The organism is Empedobacter sp. UBA7620, from assembly GCF_002484185.1.
Classification (GTDB): Bacteria; Bacteroidota; Bacteroidia; order Flavobacteriales; family Weeksellaceae; genus Empedobacter; species Empedobacter falsenii_C.
This window is the reverse complement of sequence record NZ_DLJI01000051.1, coordinates 1-22,562: the sequence shown is the minus strand read 5'-3', so window position 1 is coordinate 22,562 and position 22,562 is coordinate 1. Positions and strand designations below refer to the sequence as shown.

18 protein-coding genes are annotated in these 22,562 nt (G+C 31.4%); 9 read left to right on the top strand and 9 right to left on the bottom strand.

Annotated features, from left to right (window positions below; genetic code table 11):
* The first annotated feature begins 436 nt into the window (after window positions 1-436).
* A complete protein-coding gene (locus B2217_RS12950; RefSeq protein WP_180906629.1) occupies window positions 437-1,459 on the top strand; it encodes a LacI family DNA-binding transcriptional regulator in 1,023 nt (340 codons plus the stop codon).
* A 1-nt stretch (window position 1,460) separates the two neighbouring features.
* On the opposite strand, the gene B2217_RS12945 is transcribed toward B2217_RS12950, so the two are convergent.
* From B2217_RS12945 to kduI, 8 genes are read right to left on the bottom strand one after another with little or no spacing between them, the layout of a single operon-like run.
* On the bottom strand, window positions 1,461-3,074 hold the full coding sequence (locus B2217_RS12945) for a UxaA family hydrolase (RefSeq protein WP_180906630.1): 1,614 nt from the start codon (window positions 3,072-3,074) through the stop codon (window positions 1,461-1,463).
* 9 nt (window positions 3,075-3,083) lie between these two features.
* Window positions 3,084-4,541: a tagaturonate reductase gene (locus tag B2217_RS12940; protein WP_180906631.1), complete on the bottom strand. Its 1,458-nt coding sequence runs from the start codon at window positions 4,539-4,541 to the stop codon at window positions 3,084-3,086.
* Between the two features lie 19 nt (window positions 4,542-4,560).
* Window positions 4,561-6,081 (bottom strand): MFS transporter, encoded by a 1,521-nt coding sequence (locus tag B2217_RS12935; protein WP_291092602.1) that lies wholly within the window; start codon window positions 6,079-6,081, stop codon window positions 4,561-4,563.
* Between the two features lie 44 nt (window positions 6,082-6,125).
* A complete protein-coding gene (locus tag B2217_RS12930) occupies window positions 6,126-6,800 on the bottom strand; it encodes a bifunctional 4-hydroxy-2-oxoglutarate aldolase/2-dehydro-3-deoxy-phosphogluconate aldolase (RefSeq protein ID WP_180906633.1) in 675 nt (224 codons plus the stop codon).
* Between the two features lie 2 nt (window positions 6,801-6,802).
* Complete coding sequence (locus B2217_RS12925) at window positions 6,803-7,810, bottom strand: sugar kinase (protein WP_180906634.1); 1,008 nt, start codon at window positions 7,808-7,810, stop codon at window positions 6,803-6,805.
* 8 nt (window positions 7,811-7,818) lie between these two features.
* On the bottom strand, window positions 7,819-9,216 hold the full coding sequence (gene uxaC, locus B2217_RS12920) for a glucuronate isomerase (RefSeq protein WP_180906635.1): 1,398 nt from the start codon (window positions 9,214-9,216) through the stop codon (window positions 7,819-7,821).
* Window positions 9,217-9,230: 14 nt separating this feature from the next.
* A complete protein-coding gene (locus tag B2217_RS12915; protein ID WP_180906636.1) occupies window positions 9,231-10,013 on the bottom strand; it encodes a gluconate 5-dehydrogenase in 783 nt (260 codons plus the stop codon).
* A 7-nt stretch (window positions 10,014-10,020) separates the two neighbouring features.
* Window positions 10,021-10,857 carry a 5-dehydro-4-deoxy-D-glucuronate isomerase gene (gene kduI, locus B2217_RS12910; RefSeq protein WP_180906637.1) on the bottom strand — a complete coding sequence of 279 codons (837 nt, stop codon included), beginning with the start codon at window positions 10,855-10,857 and terminating at the stop codon, window positions 10,021-10,023.
* Window positions 10,858-11,230: 373 nt separating this feature from the next.
* On the opposite strand from kduI, the gene B2217_RS12905 reads away from it, so the two are divergent.
* From B2217_RS12905 to B2217_RS12890, 5 genes are all read left to right on the top strand, one after another.
* Window positions 11,231-12,670: an MFS transporter gene (locus B2217_RS12905; RefSeq protein WP_280046320.1), complete on the top strand. Its 1,440-nt coding sequence runs from the start codon at window positions 11,231-11,233 to the stop codon at window positions 12,668-12,670.
* Window positions 12,671-12,855: 185 nt separating this feature from the next.
* Entirely contained in the window at window positions 12,856-14,505 is a 1,650-nt protein-coding gene (locus B2217_RS12900; RefSeq protein WP_180906639.1) for a hypothetical protein, read from the top strand.
* 112 nt (window positions 14,506-14,617) lie between these two features.
* Window positions 14,618-14,815 (top strand): hypothetical protein, encoded by a 198-nt coding sequence (locus tag B2217_RS16965; RefSeq protein ID WP_317169023.1) that lies wholly within the window; start codon window positions 14,618-14,620, stop codon window positions 14,813-14,815.
* A 39-nt stretch (window positions 14,816-14,854) separates the two neighbouring features.
* Window positions 14,855-14,989 carry a hypothetical protein gene (locus B2217_RS16960; RefSeq protein WP_317169024.1) on the top strand — a complete coding sequence of 45 codons (135 nt, stop codon included), beginning with the start codon at window positions 14,855-14,857 and terminating at the stop codon, window positions 14,987-14,989.
* A gap of 592 nt (window positions 14,990-15,581) precedes the next feature.
* Complete coding sequence (locus tag B2217_RS12890; RefSeq protein ID WP_180906640.1) at window positions 15,582-16,799, top strand: hypothetical protein; 1,218 nt, start codon at window positions 15,582-15,584, stop codon at window positions 16,797-16,799.
* Window positions 16,800-16,840: 41 nt separating this feature from the next.
* Here the strand turns inward: B2217_RS12890 and B2217_RS12885 are convergent, their stop codons facing one another.
* A complete protein-coding gene (locus tag B2217_RS12885; RefSeq protein WP_180906641.1) occupies window positions 16,841-18,115 on the bottom strand; it encodes a hemolysin family protein in 1,275 nt (424 codons plus the stop codon).
* A 224-nt stretch (window positions 18,116-18,339) separates the two neighbouring features.
* Between B2217_RS12885 and B2217_RS12880 the strand changes: the two genes are divergently transcribed.
* The 3 genes from B2217_RS12880 (at window position 18,340) to B2217_RS12870 (ending at window position 21,927) form a co-directional block, all read left to right on the top strand.
* The gene (locus B2217_RS12880) at window positions 18,340-19,743 is read left to right on the top strand and encodes a phage integrase SAM-like domain-containing protein (protein ID WP_180906642.1); all 1,404 of its coding nucleotides are present in this window, start codon (window positions 18,340-18,342) and stop codon (window positions 19,741-19,743) included.
* A gap of 356 nt (window positions 19,744-20,099) precedes the next feature.
* The gene (locus tag B2217_RS12875) at window positions 20,100-21,530 is read left to right on the top strand and encodes a KAP family P-loop NTPase fold protein (RefSeq protein ID WP_244958044.1); all 1,431 of its coding nucleotides are present in this window, start codon (window positions 20,100-20,102) and stop codon (window positions 21,528-21,530) included.
* A gap of 55 nt (window positions 21,531-21,585) precedes the next feature.
* A complete protein-coding gene (locus B2217_RS12870; RefSeq protein ID WP_180906643.1) occupies window positions 21,586-21,927 on the top strand; it encodes a hypothetical protein in 342 nt (113 codons plus the stop codon).
* Window positions 21,928-22,562: the final 635 nt, after the last annotated feature.

Genomic DNA, 22,562 nt, shown 5'->3' with positions numbered 1-22,562 from the left:
AGTAATCGATTGCATTATTATATATTGATAGTTTTGTAATCGATTGCAAATTGATTTATTAAGTGTATAGAGTACACTAAAATATAACTATTTTTTTAAAATCAAACAAAATCTTAAAATTTTATAAAAAATAATTAATCTATTTGTTAATTATTGATATTTAGTGTAATATGTATTTATTTTGACTAATATTGATATATACTCTAACTTGAATAAGCTAAATGGTTAGTTAAAATCATAATTCTTTTGATGACTTATTGAATTTTTAATTCTAAAAATATGTAAATTGAAGTAAATTTGTAATCGATTACAAATTGTTTTAGATTCTGAAAAAAAAGTTTTAGAACCATTGTAATTTATACATTACTATATAATACTATTGAGATTTAATTTATATTTACCGAATCTTGATAACGAACTTGAATTTTACCTTATTATGAAAAAAAGTGCTACAATATATGATATTTCTGAAAAATTGAATATTAGTGCAGCTACCGTTTCGAGGGCTTTAAATGATCATCCTAAAATTAGTCAGAAAACGAAAGAGTTGGTTATGAAAGCTGCTAAAGAGCTTAATTACAAACAAAATACTTTAGCACAGGCTCTAAAAAGTGGGAAGACAAATAATATTGGGATTATTGTTCCATATATTAATACAAATTTTTTCTCATCTCTAATTCGTGGGATAGAAGAGGAGTTGTCTCCACATGGTTACCATGTTATTATTTGTCAAAGTCACGAAGATGTAGATTTAGAAAGAAAACAACTAAATACATTATTGAATGCACAGGTTGATGGTATTTTTATGTCTGTTTCTAAAACGACAGAAGATATTTCGCATATTGAAGCTGCAAAAGAATCTAATACTCCAATCATATTTTTTGACCGTAAAAAAGATATTGCAGGTATCAGCACTGTAACAATTGATGATTATAAAGGAGGATACTTAGCAACCGAACATTTGATTAAACAAGGTTGCCGAAGAATTTGTCATTTATCTGGAGATTTACGTTTGGAGATTTATCAAAATCGTTACAATGGATATATCGACGCATTGAAAGATAATAAATTGACGTTTAAAGAAGAATATGTTTTTCCAATTAAAAGTTCGATAGAAGATGGAGTTGAAGCAATAAAAACATTGTGGAATTTATCATCGCCACCAGATGGAATTTTCTCAGCCAGTGATTATGCAGCATTGGGTGCTTGTCAACAATTGAAAAAGAAAAATATTAGCATTCCAGAAGATGTTGCAATAATAGGTTTTAGTAATGAACCATTTACACAATATATGGAATTGCCTATTAGTAGTGTTGATCAGACACCAGATATAATGGGAAAAATTTCCGCTCAAGTATTTCTGGAATATATGAACGAAAATTTTTCAGGGATAAGCATAGAAAAAAAGGTTGTTTTAAATCCTCAAATTCATATTCGAAAATCTTCGAAAAGAAAATAGGTTATAAAGAAACGCCTCTTTTCCAAGGGATAAAATCATTTTGATTTAAAATTTTAGCTTTTACTTTGACTTCACCGCTTGCAACTTTTATGATAAATTCTAAAAGCTCGTCAGCGGTTTCTTCAATTGTTTTATTTCCTGTGATGATTTCTCCTGTGTTAAAATCGATAATGTCAGGCATTTTTTCTTGTAATGCTGTGTTCGAAGAAATTTTTACAACAGGAGCAACAGGATTTCCTGTAGGCGTTCCTAAACCTGTTGTGAATAAGACAATATTAGATCCAGTTCCGACTAAAGCAGTTGTACATTCTACATCATTTCCTGGCGTACATAGTAAATTCAATCCAGGTTTTTTGATATATTCTGTATAATCTAACACATCTTGAATAGGAGAGGAACCTCCTTTTTTGGCAGCACCAGCAGATTTCATCGCATCTGTTATTAATCCATCTTTTATATTTCCTGGAGAAGGATTCATGTCGAATCCAGAACCCGCGGCGACAACAGAATCTTCGAAATCTTTCATTAATTGTAAAAATCTTTCGGCATCTTTTTCGTTAACACAACGATTGATTAATTCTTGTTCAACTCCGCACAATTCGGGGAATTCGGACAAAATTGTTGTGCCTCCAATTGCAGCCATAATATCTGATAAATAGCCTAAAGTTGGATTAGCAGAAATACCAGAAAAACCATCTGATCCTCCACATTCTAATCCTAAAACTAATTTGGATAATGGAGCTGGTTTACGTTCAATTTCATTGGCTTTTTTGATTGCTTCGAACGAATCTTTAATAATTCCGTTTAACATATTATCAACTGTTCCAGATTTTTGTTGCTCATAAACGATAATAGGTTTTTGACTATCAGGATTGATTTTATGCAAAGCTTCTTTAAAAATATCAACTTGTAAATTCTGGCAACCAAGGCTCAAAACTGTTGCACCAGCGACATTAGGATTATTTACATAACCAGCAAGCAATCTTCCTAAAGCTTCAGCATCTTGACGAATTCCGCCACAACCACCTTGATGTGTAACGAATTTAACATCAATATTTTTGAAAACTCTTGTGTCTTCTTCACCTGTTTCTTGCTCATTTTCATCAGAATTCTGAATTAACGAACGTAAAAGCAATTGATGTTTAGATGGTTTTTCGAATAATAATTCTTTTTCGAAAACATCTTTCAAAATTTCGACATTTCTGTTTTCGCAAAAAACTAAAGGAAAAAACAACCAAATATTTTCAGTTCCAACCTGTCCGTCTTCTCTGTGATACCCCATAAATGTTTTATCTTTCCATTTATCGATATTTGGAGCAGTCCATGACGTTGTAGCCGTTTTCTTTTCGACTTTAGAACTTTGATGTTTTACATTTTCAGTCGTAATAACTTCACCTTTTTTTATGTTGCAAACGGCTTTTCCGACAGTAATACCATACATCGTAATCGTGTCATTTTCTACAAAATCTATTGCAGCAAATTTGTGTTTCGCATTTGTATCTTTCTGAATTTCAAATTCAGCATTATCAACGACTACAATTTCATTTGCTTTTAGGTCAACTAATGCAACAATTACATTATCTGTTGGATTAACTTTTATAGCTTTTTTCTGCATTTTTCTCTCTTAAATCGTTTGGTTGCTATACATTTCATAAGATTTTTCAATCCCATATTCATCAATTAGTCGAAGAGCTTTTTCAACTTCATTTTCTAATTGATTCACTTTTGTCAAATCTTGTTCCCAAAAATTTATATTCTTCAAAACAGAATTGCTTATTTGTTGATAATCATTGTCTTTCCAAATGTTTTTAAACTCATTTATAATTGCTTCATCATCATTTACAGGTAATTTTTGATTGTTCCAATCACCTTTGTAAAAACGAATTAAACAAGCCAAAGAAAATGTAATTCCTTTCGGAATTTGATTAAATTTTTCTACATAATCTAATAAACTTGGTAGAACACGAACTTTGAATTTTGAGATAGAATTTAACGCAATACTTGATAAATAGTGCTTGATAAAAGGATTTCTAAATCGATCTAAAACATCTTCTGTATATTCTTTTAATTGTTCTTCTGGTAAATCAAGAATAGGAATAATTTCATTATAAATAATATTTTTAATAAAATTTCCAGCTAATTTGTTATCGATTGCATTACGAACAGTTTCTATTCCTAACATGATAGAAAAAGGAACCATTGAAGTGTGAGCTCCATTCAAAATTCTGACTTTAGAAGTACGATAAGGCGCTATATTTTCGACAAGCAAAATCTGTTCATTTGCTTTACTTAAAGGAATCTTTTCTTCTAATTTTTCATCACCTTCAATTGCCCAAAATAAGAACGCTTCTGAAACGACAATCAATTCATCTTCATAGTTTAATTGATTTGTGTAGCTCTCTAAATCATCTTTTGGAAAACCTGGTACAATTCTGTCTACTAATGTATTATGAAAGTTATTTGAAGTGTTAATCCAAGTGATAAATTCATCTTCTAAGTTCCACAATTTTGCATATTCTAAAATATAATCTTTCAGAATAATGGCGTTATTCTCAATTAATTCACATGGAATAATTGTTAAGCCTTTGTTATTATCTCCATTAAAATAAAGATATCTTTCATATAAGAACGCAGTTAATTTTGCAGGAAAATTTTCGTGTGGTGCATTTTCTAATTTATCTTCTGAAGGATTAAATACAATTCCAGATTCTGTTGTGTTAGAAAAAACAAATTCCAATTGATCTTCTTTTGCTAATTTCAAAAAATCTTGGTATTCTTTATAAGGATTAATAGATTTTTGAATCGCAGAAATAACACGATTTTCATCAATCAATTCACCTTTTTTAATTCCTCGAATAAATAAAGTGTACAGATTATCTTGTTCTTCAAAAGTATGAAATGAACTTCCAGAAGGCGTAACTTTTATGTTTGCGATTCCTGCATTAAAATTGGCATCTTTATTCAGTTTATCGATTACATAGTCTGTAAAAGCGCGCATAAAATTTCCACCTCCAAATTGAATAATTTTTATAGGAAGTTCATTTTCTTGATGATATAGTTTTTTATTTAATTTTGTTTTCAAGTTATTGAATTTTAATTGATTATTTAATCACTTTGTATTTTGGTACTAATATTTTCATGACAATCCATGCTGTTAAATATGCAACTCCACAAATTGTAAAAATGATCATATAACCTTTATTGATTCCATCAACTATAATTGCTCCTGATTTTTCTAAATCTGAAAGTAAATTTTCTGGTAATCTTTCGTTAATGTATTGAGGATATTTTTCTAATAATGGTATACCATCGATAGTTGTCCAGTTTTTGTGCGAATAATCAAATAAAACTCCTGATGATTTGTTGATCAAAAAAGAACCAATTCCACCAGCCATACCACCAATTCCAACTATTGTAGCAATAGCGCTTTTAGGAAACATGTCTCCAACAGTAGAGAAAATATTTGCAGACCAAGCTTGATGTGCTGCTCCAGCAATACCGATGATAATTACAGGAACCCAAAAAGAGGTTGCACCAAGAGGTTGAGCTAATAATGCCAATAATGGAAAGAAAGCAAAAATTAACATTGCGCGCATTCTTCCTGAATATGGATTCATATTTAATTTATCGACAAAATATTTTGGTAACCATCCTCCAATAATAGAAAGTAATGTGATGATATATAGAACAAATAAAGGTAAGGCACTTTGTGTGCTATCCATCTTGTATACTGAGCTTAAGTAGGCTGGAGTCCAGAAAAGATAGAACCACCAAACGCCGTCTGTCATAAATTTTCCGAAGATAAAAGCCCAAGTTTGTTTGTATTTAAAACATTCAGAAAATGTTAGTTTTCTACCTTCTGTAGATGCGCCTGTATTTTCTTCTATATCTTGTTGAATATATTCTAACTCAGCACTATTAACCTTTGGATGTTTGTGTGGTTCTTGGTACAAATAAATCCAAAATCCCATCCAAATAAATCCTAATGCTCCGATGATGATAAAAGCCATTTCCCAACCCATTGATTTTGCAATAAATGGAATTGTAAGAGGAGCAGCTAACGCACCAACAGTAGCACCAGCATTGAAAATACTTGTAGCAAACGCGCGGTCTTTTTTCGGGAAATATTCGGCTGTAGCTTTGATTGCTCCAGGGAAATTTCCTGCTTCACCGATTGCTAAAATTAATCGAGCAAAAATAAATAAGCTAACACTTGTTGAAATAATTAATGAAGTGTCACTTACTTTTTCTAAGACTTCTTTTGCTCCAGCAAATCCTAAAAACCAATTATCTGTAATAAATCCTGCCGTTGCAATTCCGCAAAAAGCATGTAAACATGCACCAATCGACCAAATTGCAATAGCATATAAGAAACCTTTTTTAGTTCCCATTTTGTCAATAAATCGACCCGCAAATAACATACTTACAGCATAAAATATTGAAAAAAGAGCGGTGATATTTCCGTAGTCATTATTATTCCAGTGAAATTCTGGAACTAAGTAATCTTTCCAAGTTAATGATAAAACTTGACGATCTAAGTAATTTATGGTTGTGGCAACAAATAGTAAACTGCAAATAGTCCATCTAAAACTACTTGGTTTAATGGAAGTTTCGTTCTTCATTTAGTGTGTTTTTGTGATTTATTATTTTGACTTCTTCCTTTAAATCATATATTTTTTAATTCTTTATAAATTTGTATTGATTCTCCAACTGTTCGTTCTATTTGAGAGTAATCATATTCATTCGATGAATTTTTTGTGAACAATTGTGATCCAATTCCAACACAATAAGCGCCAGCATTTATCCAACTTGCTATACTTTCTTTTGTTGGCATAACTCCTCCGCTTGGCATTATATCCGTCCAAGGCATTGGTCCGTTTACAGCTTTTATAAAATCTGACCCTCCAACTTGTGTTGCGGGAAATATTTTGATGATTTCTGCTCCTAATTCTTCTGCTAAAGATATTTCCGATACAGAACCACATCCAGGCATCCAAGCTACTTTTCTTCGGTTACAAACTTTTGCTACTTCAGGATTTAATGAAGGTGCAACAATAAAATTTGCTCCTAATTGTAGATATAATGCAGTAGTTGGTGCGTCTAAAACAGAACCTATTCCTAAGATTAATTCTGGTAATTCTTTTGCCGCATATTTATTTAATTCAGCAAAAACTTCGTGTGCAAAATCGCCTCTGTTTGTAAATTCAAATAATCTTGCGCCACCATCGTAGCAAGCTTTTATTATTTTTTTAGAAATTTCGATATCTTCATGATAGAAAACAGGAACAATTCCAGTTTCTTTTGCTTTTAAAGCGACTTCTATTCTTGTAAATCTTGCCATTTTTATCTTTTTATTCTTCCCCCAAAATTCCCATTAACTAACTCTAAAATATCATCAACAGAAGCTAAATTTGTGTCACCTAAAATGGTATGTTTCATTGCGCAAGCAGCATTTGCAAAGTTTAAAGCAAATTGATCATCATGATTAATCAAACCATAAATCAAACCTGCAGCAAACGCATCACCAGTTCCAATTCTATCAACGACGTGGTTGATTTGAATTTCTTCTGTTTCTAAATATTCATCATTAATCCAAGCTCTACCTTGTGTTGCTTGCGAACTTGCATTAATTCCAATTCTAACTTTATCAAATACTTTTTGAATTGATGGAATTTCTTTCATCAATGTTTTAGAAGCTTCAATAAATCCATTCTTATCCGTTGAGAAATTTGTTTCTAAAATTTCATTGATTTCATTCACTCCCCCAATAAAAATGGTTGAATATCCGATTAATTCTTTCAAAATATCTTGTCCTTTTTTACCGTAATTCCATAAATTACTTCTATAAGCAGGGTCAGTTGTGATGTTGATTCCTTTTGAATAAGCGAATTGTAAACCTTGCTTCAACGTTTCATAAGCAGATTCTGAAATTCCAGGTGTAATTCCTGTCCAATGGAAAAAATTACAGTTTTCTAAGGCTTTATTCCAATCAACTTCGTTTGGTTTTATATTTGAAAAAGATCCATTTAATCGATTATATGCAATACGACTTGGTCTGACGTCAGAACCAACTTCCAAAAAATATAATCCAAGTGGATGCTCATTTTTTGTGATAAATGAAACATCAATTCCTAAACTCTTCATGTAAGAAATAGCTGCATCTCCGACAAAATCATTCGAAACATTTGAGATGTGCTGCGTTTTACAACCAAAAGTTGACAAAGAAGCCGCAACATTCATTTCTGTCCCGCCAAAAAAGAATTCTACTTCTTTACTTTGTTGCAAAGTTTTATGATTTGATGGAGAAATTCTCATTAAAACTTCTCCAAAAGTCAAAATATTATTGCTCATAAATAGGTCTAAAAATCAAAATATTCTTTTGCATTGTAATAACAGATATCTGATATTGTTTTTCCAACTAATTCAATATCATTTGGTAATTCTCCATTTGCCATTTCTTCTCCGAATAAATTACAAATAACTCGTCTGAAATACTCATGTCTAGGGAAAGATAAGAAACTTCTTGAATCTGTCAACATTCCAATAAAGCAACTTATTAACCCCATATTAGATAAAGCATTTAGTTGTTTGATGATACCATCTTTTTGATCTAAAAACCACCAGCTTGAACCAAATTGTACTTTTCCTTTTACGCTTCCATCATTGAAATTCCCAATCATTGTTGCGAAAATTTCGTTATCAGCTGGATTCAAATTATAGATGATTGTTTTTGTCAATTTATCATTTCCATCTAGTCTATTTAAGAATTTAGAAAGATTGGCTGCTTGTTTAAAATCTCCGATAGAATCCCAACCTGTATCTGGCCCTAAAACACGATGCATACGAGCATTGTTATTGCGAAGTGCGCCTAAATGATATTGTTGAATCCATCCAAATTGATGATACGTTTCTCCTAAAAATAGAAGTAGGGCAGTTTTGAATTGTTCGATTTGAGTATGATTTAACGGTTGGTTATTTCTTTTTGATTCGAAAATTATATTGATTTCATTATCAGTAAATTCTTCGTAAGAAATATTATTTAAACCATGATCACATATTTTGCAACCGATTGCATTAAACGCTTCAATTCGATTATATAAAGCATCTTTCAAGTTTTGGAACGAATTAATTTCGAAACCAACAACTTCAGAAAGTTTATTAATATATGAATTGTAATCTTCATTTTCAATCAGAATTGCTTTATCTGGTCGGAAAGCTGTACTAACTTTAGTATTAAAATCGCTTTCATTCAGTGTTTTGTGATATTCTAACGTATCTGTCGGATCTTCAGTCGTACAAACCGTTTCAGCATTTACTAAGCTTAATAAACCTTGACAAGATTTATCTGCTTGTTGTAATTGAGCCGAAGTATTCTCAAAAATTTCTTTCGCGTTATTTTCGTTCAATAATTCATCGATTCCAAAATATCGTTTTAATTCTAAATGAGTCCAATGAAATAGAGGATTTCGAAGTGTATGAGGAACAGTTTTCGCCCAAGCTTCAAATTTTTCTAAATCTGAAGCATTTCCTGTGATACAATTTTCATTAATTCCTAACGTTCGCATTGCGCGCCATTTGTAATGATCTCCAGCAATCCATACTTTCGAAATATTTTCAAAAACTCTATTTTCTGCAATATCTTTCGGTGATAAATGATTGTGATAATCTATGATAGGAAGTTTTTCAGCATAGTTGAAATACAATTCCTCGGCATATTTATTTTGTAATAAAAATGTATCAGTTATAAATGATTTCATATAGTATTTAAATTTTACTCGTTTGATGGTTTACCTATTGTTGCTAAAATTCCTCCATCGACATAAATAATTTGTCCATTAACAAAATTACTTGCTTCCGAAGCTAAGAAAACCGCTGTACCAGCTAAATCTTCGGGATTTCCCCAACGACCTGTAGGTGTTCTGTTGATGATAAATTCGTTGAAAGGATTTCCATCAACACGAATAGGTTCTGTTTGAGAAGTTGCAAAATAACCAGGTCCGATTCCGTTAACTTGAATGTTGTGTTTTGCCCATTCTGTCGCTAAATTGCGCGTTAACATTTTCAATCCACCTTTTGCCGAAGCATAGGCAGAAACATTGTCTCGTCCCAATTCGCTCATCATCGAACAAATATTAATTATTTTTCCAGCTTTACGCTCAATCATTCCTTTTGCAACCAATTGTGACATAATGAAAGGACCAACTAAATCGACATCGATAACTTTTCTGAAATCTTCGATATCCATATCTACCGCAAGAACTCGTTTGATAATTCCAGCATTGTTGACAAGAATATCAATTTGACCATGATTTTTTTCGATTAACTCAACTTGTTCTTTTGCTTTCAGTTGATCAGTCACATCAAAAATATATCCAGTTGCAGTAAACCCTTTGCTTTTATAATATTGTAAAGCTTCTTCAAGTTTTGAAGGAGTAGTACTTGTAATAACTAATTCAGCACCAGCTTGCGCCAATCCTTCTGCCATTGCTAATCCTAAACCGTGTGTACCTCCTGTTATTAAAGCTATTTTTCCAGATAAATCAAATAAATTCATAATTCAATTACTTTAATTCATCCGTATTTACACCATCCATATCACTGTAATCCATATTTTCACCTGCCATTCCCCAAATAAAAGTATAATTTGAAGTACCTACACCCGAGTGAATAGACCATTCTGGCGAAATAACAGCTTGATTGTTTTGTAAGAAAATATGACGCGTTTCATTTGTTTGTCCCATAAAATGGCTAATCGATTGCCCTTTTTCTAAATCAAAATAAAAATATGCTTCCATTCGTCTTTCATGTGTATGAGCCGGCATTGTATTCCATACACTACCAGGATGTAATTCGGTCATACCCATTTGTAATTGGCAAGTTTCTAAAACACTATTTACAATCAGTTTATTAATTGTTCTTTTATTCGCATATTTAGAGTCGCCTAACTCAACAATTTCAGCTTCGTTTTTTGTTATTTTTTTAGTTGGAAAAGAGTGATGAGCTGGAGCAGAGTTGATATAAAATAAAGGCTGTTCGTTATTTACTTTATCAAAAACAATTTCTTTATTTCCTTTACCAATGTACAAAGCTTCTTTATTACTCAATTCGTATTCAGTTCCATCAATTGTAACTTTTCCTTTTCCACCAACATTAATAATTCCTAGCTCTCTTCTTTCTAAGAAAAATTCTGCTTTAAGATCTTTTGTAGGTTCCAGAGTTAGTGCATGATTAACTGGGTAAATACCACCAATAATCAAGCGATCATACATTGAATACACTAATTTCACCTGATCTTCTATAAATATATCAGGAATTAAAAAATGTTCTCTTAGTTCTTCAGTTGTATATTTTTTAACATCATTAGGATGATGTGCATACCTAAATTCAGAATTTATCATAATAGTTATTTATTAAAATTAATGTAATCGATTACATTTTATATTTAAAAAAATACATCGAGATGATGTTTTGTAAAAGTATTAAAAAGTTTTTTAATAATGTACATAAAACACTATAAAAAATTTAACTTAGAGGATTAAAAAAATTTAAGATTTTAAATCTTAATATATTAATTTAAATAAAATCTTTTTTTTAAAAAATTAATTTCAATTTTATTTAGTTTATGTTCAACAAAATATAAATTAATTTCTTAATTACCCTATGTCAAATGTAAATTGATATTTGTAAAATAAACTATAAATAACCTATATTTATAAGCTGGTTGTTTAGGCAATCATCAACCAATATTTAAAAAAAATTATATCAAAACACATGAGTCAATCACAAAAAACTAATTGGGGTCAATTTATCCCACTAGTTACAGTATTCTTCTTTTGGGGATTCGTTGCGTCAAGTAATGAAATATTAATACCTGTTTTCAAAAAATCATTTGATTTATCTCAAGCAGAAAGTCAATTAGTAGCAGTTGCATACTACATCGCTTATACAGTCGGAGCTTTAATTTATATGGGAGCCTCTTTATTAGCAAAACAAGATTTAATCAATAAATTTGGGTATAAGAATTCATTATCTTTTGGACTTCTTTTATCTGCCATTGGAACGCTTTTTTTTATTCCGGCAGCCAATACAGGATCATTTCCTTTAATGTTAACAGGTTTGTTTACTGTAGGTCTAGGTTTTTCGTTGCAACAAACTGTTGCTAATCCACTTGCAATTGCTTTAGGAGATGCAAGTACTGGATCTCAACGTTTAACATTAGCGGGAGGTATTAATAACTTAGGAACTACAATTGGACCTTTAATTGTTGCTTATGCAATTTTTGGTGCGGGTGGAGAAGGAGAAACAACTTTGAGTATAGAAGCAGTTAAAATTCCATATTTGTGTTTGGGTGTTGCTTTTTTAGCTGTTGCCATTTTCTTGAAATTTTCGTCTTTACCAAATCATCCAGAACAAGAGGATGATAGTGCAATTACAACTTCAAAAAATGATAAATCATCAGCCTTAAAATATCCTCAATTATTATTAGGAATGCTTGCGATCTTCTTATATGTAGGTGTAGAAGTTTCTACTGTAAGTAATTTACCAGCATATATGCACAATGAATTAGGATTCGATATACAAGGAGTAACACCATACGTTTCATTATATTGGGCAAGTATGATGATTGGTCGTTGGGGTGGTGCTGCAGAAGCATTTGGTTTAGATAAAACAAAAACATTGGCTCTTAAATTTATAGCACCTTATTTAGCTTTTGGAATTTTCTTATTAGTTAATTACATTGCAGGACATGATTTGAAACCATTTTATTTATACAGTGTAATTATTTTAATAATGATTTTAGCTTCTTTATGGACAAATGGAAATCCTGCCAAAATGTTATTAACTTTCTCAATTATCGGAATTGTAGCATTATTAATTGGAATGAATACAACAGGTTTAGTTTCTATTTATTCTATTACAAGTGTTGGTTTGTTTTGTAGTACATTATGGCCTTGTATTTTTGCATTAGCAATTAATGGTTTAGGAAAAAATACTTCGCAAGGAAGTAATTTCTTAATTATGATGATTATGGGAGGAGGACTAGTAAGTATATTCCAAGGATATATTGCAGATTTAACAACTGTTCATTCTAGTTATATCGTTTGTATTTTATGTTTTGTATATTTAGTATTCTACGCAATTGCAACACCTAAAATTCTTAAAAAACAAGGAATTAATCTTGATGAAGTGAAATCCGAAGGAGGACATTAGGAAGATTCAATATTTAATAATTTAAATAAAAGGTTGTTTTGTAATGTATTACAAAATAGCCTTTTATATTTTATATGAAAAATATCATGTGGAATTATTTCTTTTTGTAATATTGTTAAAAATTATACATTATATTTGCGAAATAATTCTTATTGCTACCAAAACCAATTAGAACCAATTTATTTATGAAAAAAACTTTACTTAGTCTTGCACTAATAAGTATTACTTATTGTGCAAATGCACAGGTGGGTGTTGGAACTAACACACCGCAATCTACTTTAGATATTGTAGGAAAACCTACAGATACAGCAACTCCAGATGGTGTTATTGCGCCTCGTGTATCAGTTGCAAACTTAGATGCAAAAAATGCAGCTTACACTACTGCTCAAACTGGAGCTATCGTATATGTAAATGATATCTCTGCAAGTTCTACAGTGACAGCTACAGCTGCAATTAATGCAGTAGGATACTATTATTTTGATGGAACAAAATGGGTGAAATTTACTCCTGCAGTAGCAACACAAGACTTACGTTTAGTTGGTACAAATAATCACTTAACGCAAGATGCTGGTATTGGGAGTAATGGAAGTTCCTTAGGGACTGGTACAGATAATATTGCGATAGGAAGTAATACATCAAATAAAATTACGAATGCTTCTTCTACAATAGCGATTGGAGGAAGTGCTTTATCTAATCTAACATCAGGACAAGGAAATATAGCGATCGGAGTTCAAACTCAAGCTTCAACCACAACTGGTACATATAATACCGCAGTTGGTTACAATTCTTTGACACAACAAAACTCGTATGGTAATAGTACTGCTCTTGGTGCTTATGCAATGAATAATGGTTTTGGTAACAATAATACAGCTATTGGTGGATATGCAGGAGCTGGATTAGCACAAAATAGCGATAATACATTAGTAGGAGCTAATGTATTAAAAGCTAATGTAGGTACTAATCCTACAGGAAATACCCTTATAGGTTCTGGCATTAACCCAAATACTGCAAATATTACATATGCAAATGTAGTTGCATTAGGTAATAATGCTTTGCAAGATGTTACAAACTCAGCAACAGCTACAACGGTAAGTAACTCTACTTTTGTTGGTAGCAATGCTACATTAGACGCGACAGTAAACGCTGGAGCTATGTACGCAACAGCCATAGGTGCTGGGGCTGTAGTAGGTGCAAGCAACTCTATTGTTTTGGGACGACCACCTGTTTCTGGTGCTGCACAAGACAAAGTAGGTATTGGTACTATAAAGCCTACAGAAACTTTAGATGTAGTGGGTACTGCAAGAGTAAGTAGTCTTGCTAATACTGAAAATAAAATTGTAACAGCCGATACAAATGGTAAATTAGGGCTATTATCTGTAGCTGAGATAAATTCGCCGAAAGCATTTATCAATAGTTCTCAATCTGAAGCTATACAAATTATACCAATATATGATGGACCTTGTTATAAACCAAGTGATAGTACATCATCTTGTAGTATAAGAATTAATCACTATTCTTCTTGTACGGGATTTACAAACCCAGTTAGTACTGATATTATTGTCGTAAATAATATTAATACAGGAACTGGTAGTTACGGTACAACATGGTCTCCTAAATTTATTAATAATAAAAGTTTATCATCAGAACCTGTTATTACAGCTCCTAATTCTACTACCAATACTTATACAGGGACAGGTACTTTTGGAGGAACTTGTTATGCTAGTCTAAGAGCAACAGTTACTCCTGCAACTGGTAATGTGAAAATAGAATCAGTTAAACAATATATGTTTACGCATCTTAATTATTTGATAGATGTATCAAGATCAGCGCAATAATTAATAACAAATAAAATATTTACTAAAATCTCAACCATTTGGTTGAGATTTTTTTTGTTAACTCATTTATTATTAATAGTTTTAAGTATTAACCATAAAAACTTAAACAATTATGCCTATTACCAATCTAAACAACAAACACCTTTCTGCAGAGCAAGTAGTTGCTGTGCAAGATGCCTTAACAACATTAGAAAATGAATTGCAGGAGATTGATTTTAATTTAACTTCCGAAGATCGTAGAAAATATGGAAGCATCAACGAGCAAAACAAATTGGTTGTAAACAAAGTATATGACTACTATACCAATTAACCCAATTTAGCTGCGCCAGATGTAGATTGGGCGGAGTTTTTGAGAGATTATGAAAGTAGAGAAAATATAGAAACTATTTTGGCGCGCATCAATACATTAATAGATAAAGTATACAATGCCAAAATTTTGCATGATTTTGATAATTACCAAGCAGCATTAGAAGATTATTCGTAGACGGCTTATAAAGCAGGAAGCTCGGCAAGTGGTTACGAACAAAAACGTAGTGATTTGAAACAATTTTTTTCGAGTAGAGGAAGTACAACAACAGCTAATATACCAGCAGCTGAATAAGTAGTGGATTTTAGTTATATGTAATGTAGTCTTTTTGACTACATTTTTTTTGAGGTATATTAAAAGACTATTATTCTAGACATAGTTTGACGTCCCGAAACAAGCCAGCTTCCAAAATTACCCCGTCGACGTGGTTCGCGACGTATATTTTAGCCTTCGGGACGTGGTCAACGACGCCTTGGACGCCAAATTTGGCGTCAATAACGTCAAAATATACGTTACAAACGCCGTCAGCTTACTTCAGAACCACGTCAGCTACGTCTAGACGTGATCGACTATGTTTGAAACGCCAAATATTTTTTGAAAAGATGAAGAATGATAAAATACTTTGTCGTGTATTTCTAATTGAAATTTGTCTATTTGCTTGATTTTTCTTGTTTTATAAATTATTTGTATACTATAATATTTATAATATAGTATATTTGCCAAAAATAATATTTCTCTTAACTACCAACCAATTAGAAATATTACTATAATGAAAAAAACTTTACTTAGCCTGATTTTTTTAGGTTTAACTTGGTACGTAAATGCACAAGTCGGTGTAGGAACAAATGATCCTAAGGCTACTTTAGATGTTAGAAAATCTACTAATACACCTACAACTTCTGTAGATGGAGTAATACCTCCTAATATGACAAAAACAGAATTGGCAAATAAAGCTGCAGGTACATATGCTGCTTTACAAACGGGTGCGTTGGTTTATGTATCTGATGTTACAGGAGGGGCGTCTGGAGCAAGTCTGTCACAGGTAGTTCAAATAACTTCATCAGGTTATTATACATTTAATGGTACTGTTTGGATAAAATTATTAAATTCTACTGATGCAGATACAACAAACGATGCTTGGGTTAATAATTCTGCTAATACCCGTGTAGAGTTAGGAACTACTTCTAACGGTGTTACGAGAGTTGCTGGCACAGAGGTTGTTGCTACAGATGCTGGTAATTTAGGGCTTGGAATAGTAGCTCCAACAACGAAATTACATGTAGTTTCAGGAGGTACAACTACAACTCCATTATCTGCTGTTACAATAAATGATGGAACTCAAGCTCTAAATAGAGTTTTAACTTCTGATAATAATGGTGTTGCTAAATGGTCTGAAGTTACAGTAAGTAAAGTTAGAGGAGTTATGAGACCAGCCAATTCAGCTATTCAATTAATAGGTGGAGGGGCAGGAGTAACAACAAATAATAATACAATATCTTTAACAACAACGGTAGCAACAATAGATAAGATACATTTAGGTTCTTATATAGATTTAGATCCAGGTAAATGGGAGGTAGAAGCTAATGTATTGGTAAATCTTGGTTTACCTGCTAGTGTAGCAGGATTAAACTATGTTTTTAATAAATTTACTTTTACAGAAGAAACTACAGCTGTAGTGGTTAATCAATCTGGAGATTTACCTCTAACTTCAGAAAGTGGTTGGTTAATAGGAGGATCGACAGTGATTTTTGGAGGGTCTAGTGGATCAACAGATGCTTTTTATGCTGTTATTAACGGGAAGGTATTTATTACAAATACAAGTACAGCTAAGAAAAGATATTATTTAACACTCTGGCAAGGTTCTAGAAAATATTCTAATTATAGTAATGGTTCTACTACACAAGCTGCATCTGCTACAATATCAATTACAGGTCTAGGAAGTAGTGCTAATGGAGAAAATTATATTACTGCTCAAAAAATAAATTAGTGAGTTACAAAAAAAACTCAACCATTTTGGTTGAGTTTTTTTTATTTCTTACGATATGCCAATATTTTATCAATACGATTACCGTCTTTGTCTACAATTTCTAGCGTCAAATCTTCTACTTCTACCTTATCACCAACATTTGGAATGGTTTCGTATTTGTCCAAGAAAATCCCAGCAACGGTAACGTATCTATTTTCGATGTCTTCGTCTATATCAATTTCAAAAAACTTCTCGAATTCATAGATCGAAAATTGCCCATCGATCAACCATGTACCATCTTCACGTTCTACGATTTCATAATCTTCGTCTTGGTTCTCTGGTGTATCACCAACCAATTCATCCAAAATATCATTTATTGTTACAATACCAGCCGTCGTACCATATTCGTCTAAAATAATTGCGAAATGCGCTTGCGAATTCTGTAACATTTCCAACAACGGATAACTAAATGAATTCTCGTTGACAAAAATAGGTTTGTGTATAAATTTTTTCAGGCTAAAATCTTCCTTACTTACCCCAAACATATCTTTTAGTTTCAGAATCCCAACGATTTCATCCAAATTATTGTTCTTGGTAACGGGATAGGCTGAGTATTTGTTTTTCTTGACTTTTGCACGGGCTTTCTCATAATCATCCGAAATATCTAATGAAGCAATTTCTGAACGATGTGTTGCTAACGTATTCACACGACGATCTCCAAGCTCGAAAACACGTTCTAAGATTTCGTGTTCTTTTTCCTGAATTTCACCACCTTCAGTACTTTCTTTGATGATATTTTTTATTTCTTCCTCCGAAACAACTTCGCTGCTATCGTCTTTAATACCAAATAGTTTTAAGAAAAAATTATTGGTAACCGTTAATAACCAAACAAATGGTGAAGTGATGATAGATAACCATTTCATCGGTTTCGAAACAATAGTAGAAACCACTTCAGGAAATTTCATTCCTAAACGTTTTGGTAATAATTCGCCAAATACAATCGAAAAATAAGTGATGATAACCACCATAATAATTGGAGAAAGTGTTTTGGCGTAAGGTGCAATGAAAGCGATAGATGTTAAAAATTCTGTTAAATCTGCAGTTAGTTTATCACCAGAGAAAACCCCTAACAAGATACCAATAAGGGTAATTCCGATTTGTACGGTTGATAAAAATTTGTTTGGATTCTCAGCAAGTTCTAAAGCTGTTTTAGCCCCAGAACTTCCTTTCTTCATTTGATTTTCTAATTTGAATTTTCTTGACGAAACAAGTGCCATTTCTGACATGGAAAAAATTCCGTTCAATAAAATCAATACGATTATTATAACAATCTCCACTTTTATTCTTTAATTTTGATAAAACTTACTTTTTAATGGTTTAAAATATTGATAAACACATTATTATGTTTTTGTTTAAAATTTGTAAAGTGTTTCAAAAAAGGGCTTTTTTAAGCAGTTTTAGGACACTCTGGGACAGTTTAGGACATCTAATCTCACCCTATTTTACGCCCCGAAATGGGGTCGTAATTTTATAATTTAAACACAAATATAAAGTTTTTAAAATGATAAACTATCAATTAAAGTCGAAAGACACAAGTAAACAATCACCAGTTTTTGCGTACATCACTGGTGTATTTTCGCAATCACAAGAACGGCTTAAGGTATCTATTGGTAAATCAATCTTTCCACAAGATTTTGGAGACGTTAGTGATAATTACAAGTATAATAGAGATAGATTCTTTAAATCTAAAAAACCATCAAATTTGATCTTCAGAGATTATATTGAAAAATTCGAGCAAGCTGTAAATCAAACCGAGCTTTATTTTAGAGTGATCGAAAAGAAGCCAAGTAAAGACGAATTTAAAACTAAATTACTCGTCAATTTAGGTAAAGAAGTTGAAGAAAAAACAAGTTCAAATATTACCTTAGTTGACTTCATTAATGACTATGTAAAAGAGGTAAAAGAGCTACGACTGAAAAACAAAAAGAAGATCAGTGATGGCACAATTTGGAATTATTTAAGCGTAATTCACCATATAAAAAACTATCAACAGAGTAAGGGGTTGGAGCTCCTTATAAGTGATTTTAGTTTTGATATTTATAACGATTTTGTTGAAGTAACTAACCAGCTTGCGATTGATAAAATAAAAGGTAAAAATAAAGAAATTCATTGCAAAATACATCACAAGGTAGGAAAGTCAATTAACACTATCAGTGTGATTACAACACGCTTGAGATTCTTGTTGAGTAAAGCACAACAAAGAGGTTACGAGTTGCATAATACACTGAACTTAAGAGATGAGAGGTTGATTATTAATATGCAACCTAGCGCAAAAGAATATTACTTAACCGAAGAATTGTTATTACAAATATATAATTATAAACCAAAGAAGAATACAACTCAAAAAGGTAAAGATTATATAATGTTGGCAGTAACTACTGGAATGCGATTTGAGTCAATCAATAAATTGCGAGGTGATAAACCTCAGCTGATTACGACTCCAACTGGTGAGCAATTTTTTGCGATAAAAAACAGAGCAAGCAAGACTGGTGTTGAGCTGTTAAGTCCGCTCATGAAGCCAGCAATTGAAATATATGATAGAATGATGGGACAGTTTCCGAAGTTGAGTACCGCTCCAATGGTTAACTATCAGATAAGAGCATTGCTGAGTGAGATGGGGATAAAAGATAAAGTTGTGGTAACTCACCATGTTTACGGTAAAGGACAAATAAAAGAAAATAAGTTACTAAGCGAAGTAGTGAGTAGTCATGCTTGTAGAGCAAGCTTTATTACCAATCTTCTTAACTTGCGAGTTGATAGGTACAAGGTGAAAGCAATGACTCATAAGGCGATGAATGATGGAACTGCATTCTCTATATATGATCGTAGAAGTGAGATTGACCGTGCAATTGAGTTCTTTGATGTTACTAAGAATTTGGATTCAGAATTTTTTAAATACAAATAAATAAGGGGCGTTAAGCCCCTTTATTATTTATTGTTACCAAGTAACCATGCAGAAACCTCACTCTCAACATACATTTTCATGTTTGTGTGTTCACTTCTTGTATACGGTAAGCCTTTCTTCTCCCAGCGCTGAAGAGTCTTTTGAGAAATTCTCAGCAACGAACAAACGTCACTAGAGTACAGAATGTCTATCAACTTGATTACTTGCTTGTTTGGCTTGTTTAGTGCCATTTTTCAAATTTTGATAATAAATACTGTGCTTTCACATATATATTATTGTATTCATGTTTTGATCTTTAAATGATCCGTCGACGTCATCTTGCGTCATAATGGTTATTGTTTCTTCAAAATTTGATATTGCAAATCTCAACTACTATTACCAAAATTAAAAATTTGATTAAACATGATGATGTTGAAATAGATAAAAAATATCCATTTAATAACTGTAAACTCGATAGAGAGAAGTATGCGACTGTTCTTACAAGTTTAATTGAAAATTATGGTGATGGTTTTGTTTTAGCACTTAATAATAAATGGGGTGCAGGAAAAACCACATTTGTAAAGATGTGGGAGCAAATGCTAACTAATAAAGGTTACGAAACAATTTATTTCAACGCTTGGGAAAATGACTTTGAAGATAATCCTTTAACTGCTCTGATTGGTGAATTAAATATTATTAAGAAAGAAGAAAGTATAACATTTAATAAAGTTGTAAGTAGTGCTGCAAAATTATCTAAGAATATTTTACCAGCTATAGCAAAAGGGGTTCTAAACAAATATGTTGATTCAGAATTAATAATTGATGTAGTTCATGAATCAATTAAAACAGCTACAGAAATTTTTGAAGCAGATGTAAATGATTATGTTAAAAGAAAAGAATCAATAAAAGAATTTCGAAAGAGTTTAGGCGATTTTGTAGCGAATAATTTTAATGGAAAACCTTTGATATTTTTCATTGACGAATTAGATCGTTGTAGACCGAATTATTCAGTTTCATTACTAGAACAAGTAAAGCATTTTTTTAATGTACCAAATATTATTTTTGTTTTGTCAATAGATAAAATACAATTGGGTCATGCAATTTGTGGTGTTTATGGTTCAGAAAAAATTGATGCTAATCAATACCTGAAACGATTTATTGATGTAGAGTTTGAAATACCGCAACCAGACAAAAATAAATTTTTTGAATATTTATATGATTATTATGATTTTGATTCTTTTCTAAATAGTAATGAAAGAATAAAAATTCGAGAATTTCAATATGATAGAGATGGATTTATGAAATCATTAAAAAATTATATTGGGATTTTAAATCTTCGAGAGCAAGAAAAAATAATGTCTCATATTAGGATTTCATTAAAAACGTTAAGTACAAATAAATACTTAATACCAGACTTTTTGTGTTTTATTATCTATTGTAAATTTATTCAAAACGATTTTTACTTAGGGTTATCTAATAAGACTTTAAAAATGGCAGATGCTCATACTAAAATGTTTGAAATTTTAACTGATTTAAATTTTGATAATAGAGATTGTATAAAAATTGAAGCTTATTTCTTGAATTATTATAATAGTTATTTAAATAATGGTTACGGAGAAAAAGTATATGTTTTTAACAGAGAGATTTCAAATTATGAATTGAATATTAAATCAAAATTTAATAGTGAAGAGCTTATGAAGTTTTATGAATATTATAACGATTATGGTTATAGAGGTGAATTAGATTTAAATTTAGACTATTTTATCAATGTTATTGATTTAACTTATAACCCTATCGTAAATATTTAGTTAATCAAAATAATATATACTATTTATAAAAGACAACTCAAATGTTGTCTTTTTTATGAAAGATTATCTATTAAACATTTTAGACCTCATCAAACAGCTTCCAATTACTCTTAAAGATATTGCTTTCTTGTGCGCTGGTGTCGCTGGCGCTATCATAGCAGGATTCAAGAAAAAATTAAACAGAATCCAATTCATCCAGTCGATTTTTACTGGCGTTTTTGTGAGTTGGATTCTAGGAACTTTCTTAAGTTCATATCTTGATTTGAGTAATGAAGTTGTTTACGCTTTTTGCGCCCTTAGTGGACACTTTTCGGACGAAATATTGAAACAGACGAGTATTATTGTTAAATCACTTGCTCGTTATGCAAATAGCTTTATTGAGAAGTGGCTGAAGTAGGTGAGACCTCATCCGTAGCAGAATAATTAAGTTTACAATTGTCAAGTTCGTCTTGCAGTTGCTGTAACTTGTGTTGAAGTCTTACAGTTTCTTGTTTTGACTCATTTAGCTCAATTAGAAGCTTGTCTTGCTGGCGCTGTTTGTTGGTACATGAAGAAGCAAACAGAATAAATAATAAGAAGTAAAATGTTTTCATAGGTCAAGTAGTTAGTTAGGAACATTAATTTACGAAAATATTTTAATTAATACTTGACTTTTTTGAATTTCTGACTATATATATAATATAGTACAGTTTATTACTTGCTCATTATTTTGTTTATTATTTAAACTAATTTGTTTTTTTATTTTTAAGGGTGTTACCGTGATGGGTTCACCCTTTTTTTATATAAAAAAGAAACCATAGGATAAGTAAGAAGAGAAAAATAGAAACAATACTATTAATAGTTAATTAATTTTTATTACTTTTATGTAAGGTACTGCCGCATAGCAGTAAGAGGTTGAAGCAAGGGTATTTTATGAAAATAAAATTTCTCTTGCTTTTTCATTTGTTTTTATTACTTTAGTGTGACTAAATTAATAAAAATCAACACTCTAAACCTATGAAAAGACCATTTAAACCCTACAATGGTGCTAAG

What these genes read in the sequence shown, in the direction of transcription:
- B2217_RS12925 (WP_180906634.1), bottom strand. Translation starts at nt 7,810, where the DNA reads ATGAGCAATAATATTTTGACTTTTGGAGAAGTTTTAATGAGAATTTCT.
- uxaC (WP_180906635.1), bottom strand. Translation starts at nt 9,216, where the DNA reads ATGAAATCATTTATAACTGATACATTTTTATTACAAAATAAATATGCC.
- B2217_RS12945 (WP_180906630.1), bottom strand. Translation starts at nt 3,074, where the DNA reads ATGCAGAAAAAAGCTATAAAAGTTAATCCAACAGATAATGTAATTGTT.
- B2217_RS12935 (WP_291092602.1), bottom strand. Translation starts at nt 6,081, where the DNA reads ATGAAGAACGAAACTTCCATTAAACCAAGTAGTTTTAGATGGACTATT.
- B2217_RS12915 (WP_180906636.1), bottom strand. Translation starts at nt 10,013, where the DNA reads ATGAATTTATTTGATTTATCTGGAAAAATAGCTTTAATAACAGGAGGT.
- B2217_RS16965 (WP_317169023.1), top strand. Translation starts at nt 14,618, where the DNA reads ATGCCTATTACCAATCTAAACAACAAACACCTTTCTGCAGAGCAAGTA.
- kduI (WP_180906637.1), bottom strand. Translation starts at nt 10,857, where the DNA reads ATGATAAATTCTGAATTTAGGTATGCACATCATCCTAATGATGTTAAA.
- B2217_RS12900 (WP_180906639.1), top strand. Translation starts at nt 12,856, where the DNA reads ATGAAAAAAACTTTACTTAGTCTTGCACTAATAAGTATTACTTATTGT.
- B2217_RS12930 (WP_180906633.1), bottom strand. Translation starts at nt 6,800, where the DNA reads ATGGCAAGATTTACAAGAATAGAAGTCGCTTTAAAAGCAAAAGAAACT.
- B2217_RS12890 (WP_180906640.1), top strand. Translation starts at nt 15,582, where the DNA reads ATGAAAAAAACTTTACTTAGCCTGATTTTTTTAGGTTTAACTTGGTAC.
- B2217_RS12870 (WP_180906643.1), top strand. Translation starts at nt 21,586, where the DNA reads ATGAAAGATTATCTATTAAACATTTTAGACCTCATCAAACAGCTTCCA.
- B2217_RS12950 (WP_180906629.1), top strand. Translation starts at nt 437, where the DNA reads ATGAAAAAAAGTGCTACAATATATGATATTTCTGAAAAATTGAATATT.
- B2217_RS12880 (WP_180906642.1), top strand. Translation starts at nt 18,340, where the DNA reads ATGATAAACTATCAATTAAAGTCGAAAGACACAAGTAAACAATCACCA.
- B2217_RS12905 (WP_280046320.1), top strand. Translation starts at nt 11,231, where the DNA reads ATGAGTCAATCACAAAAAACTAATTGGGGTCAATTTATCCCACTAGTT.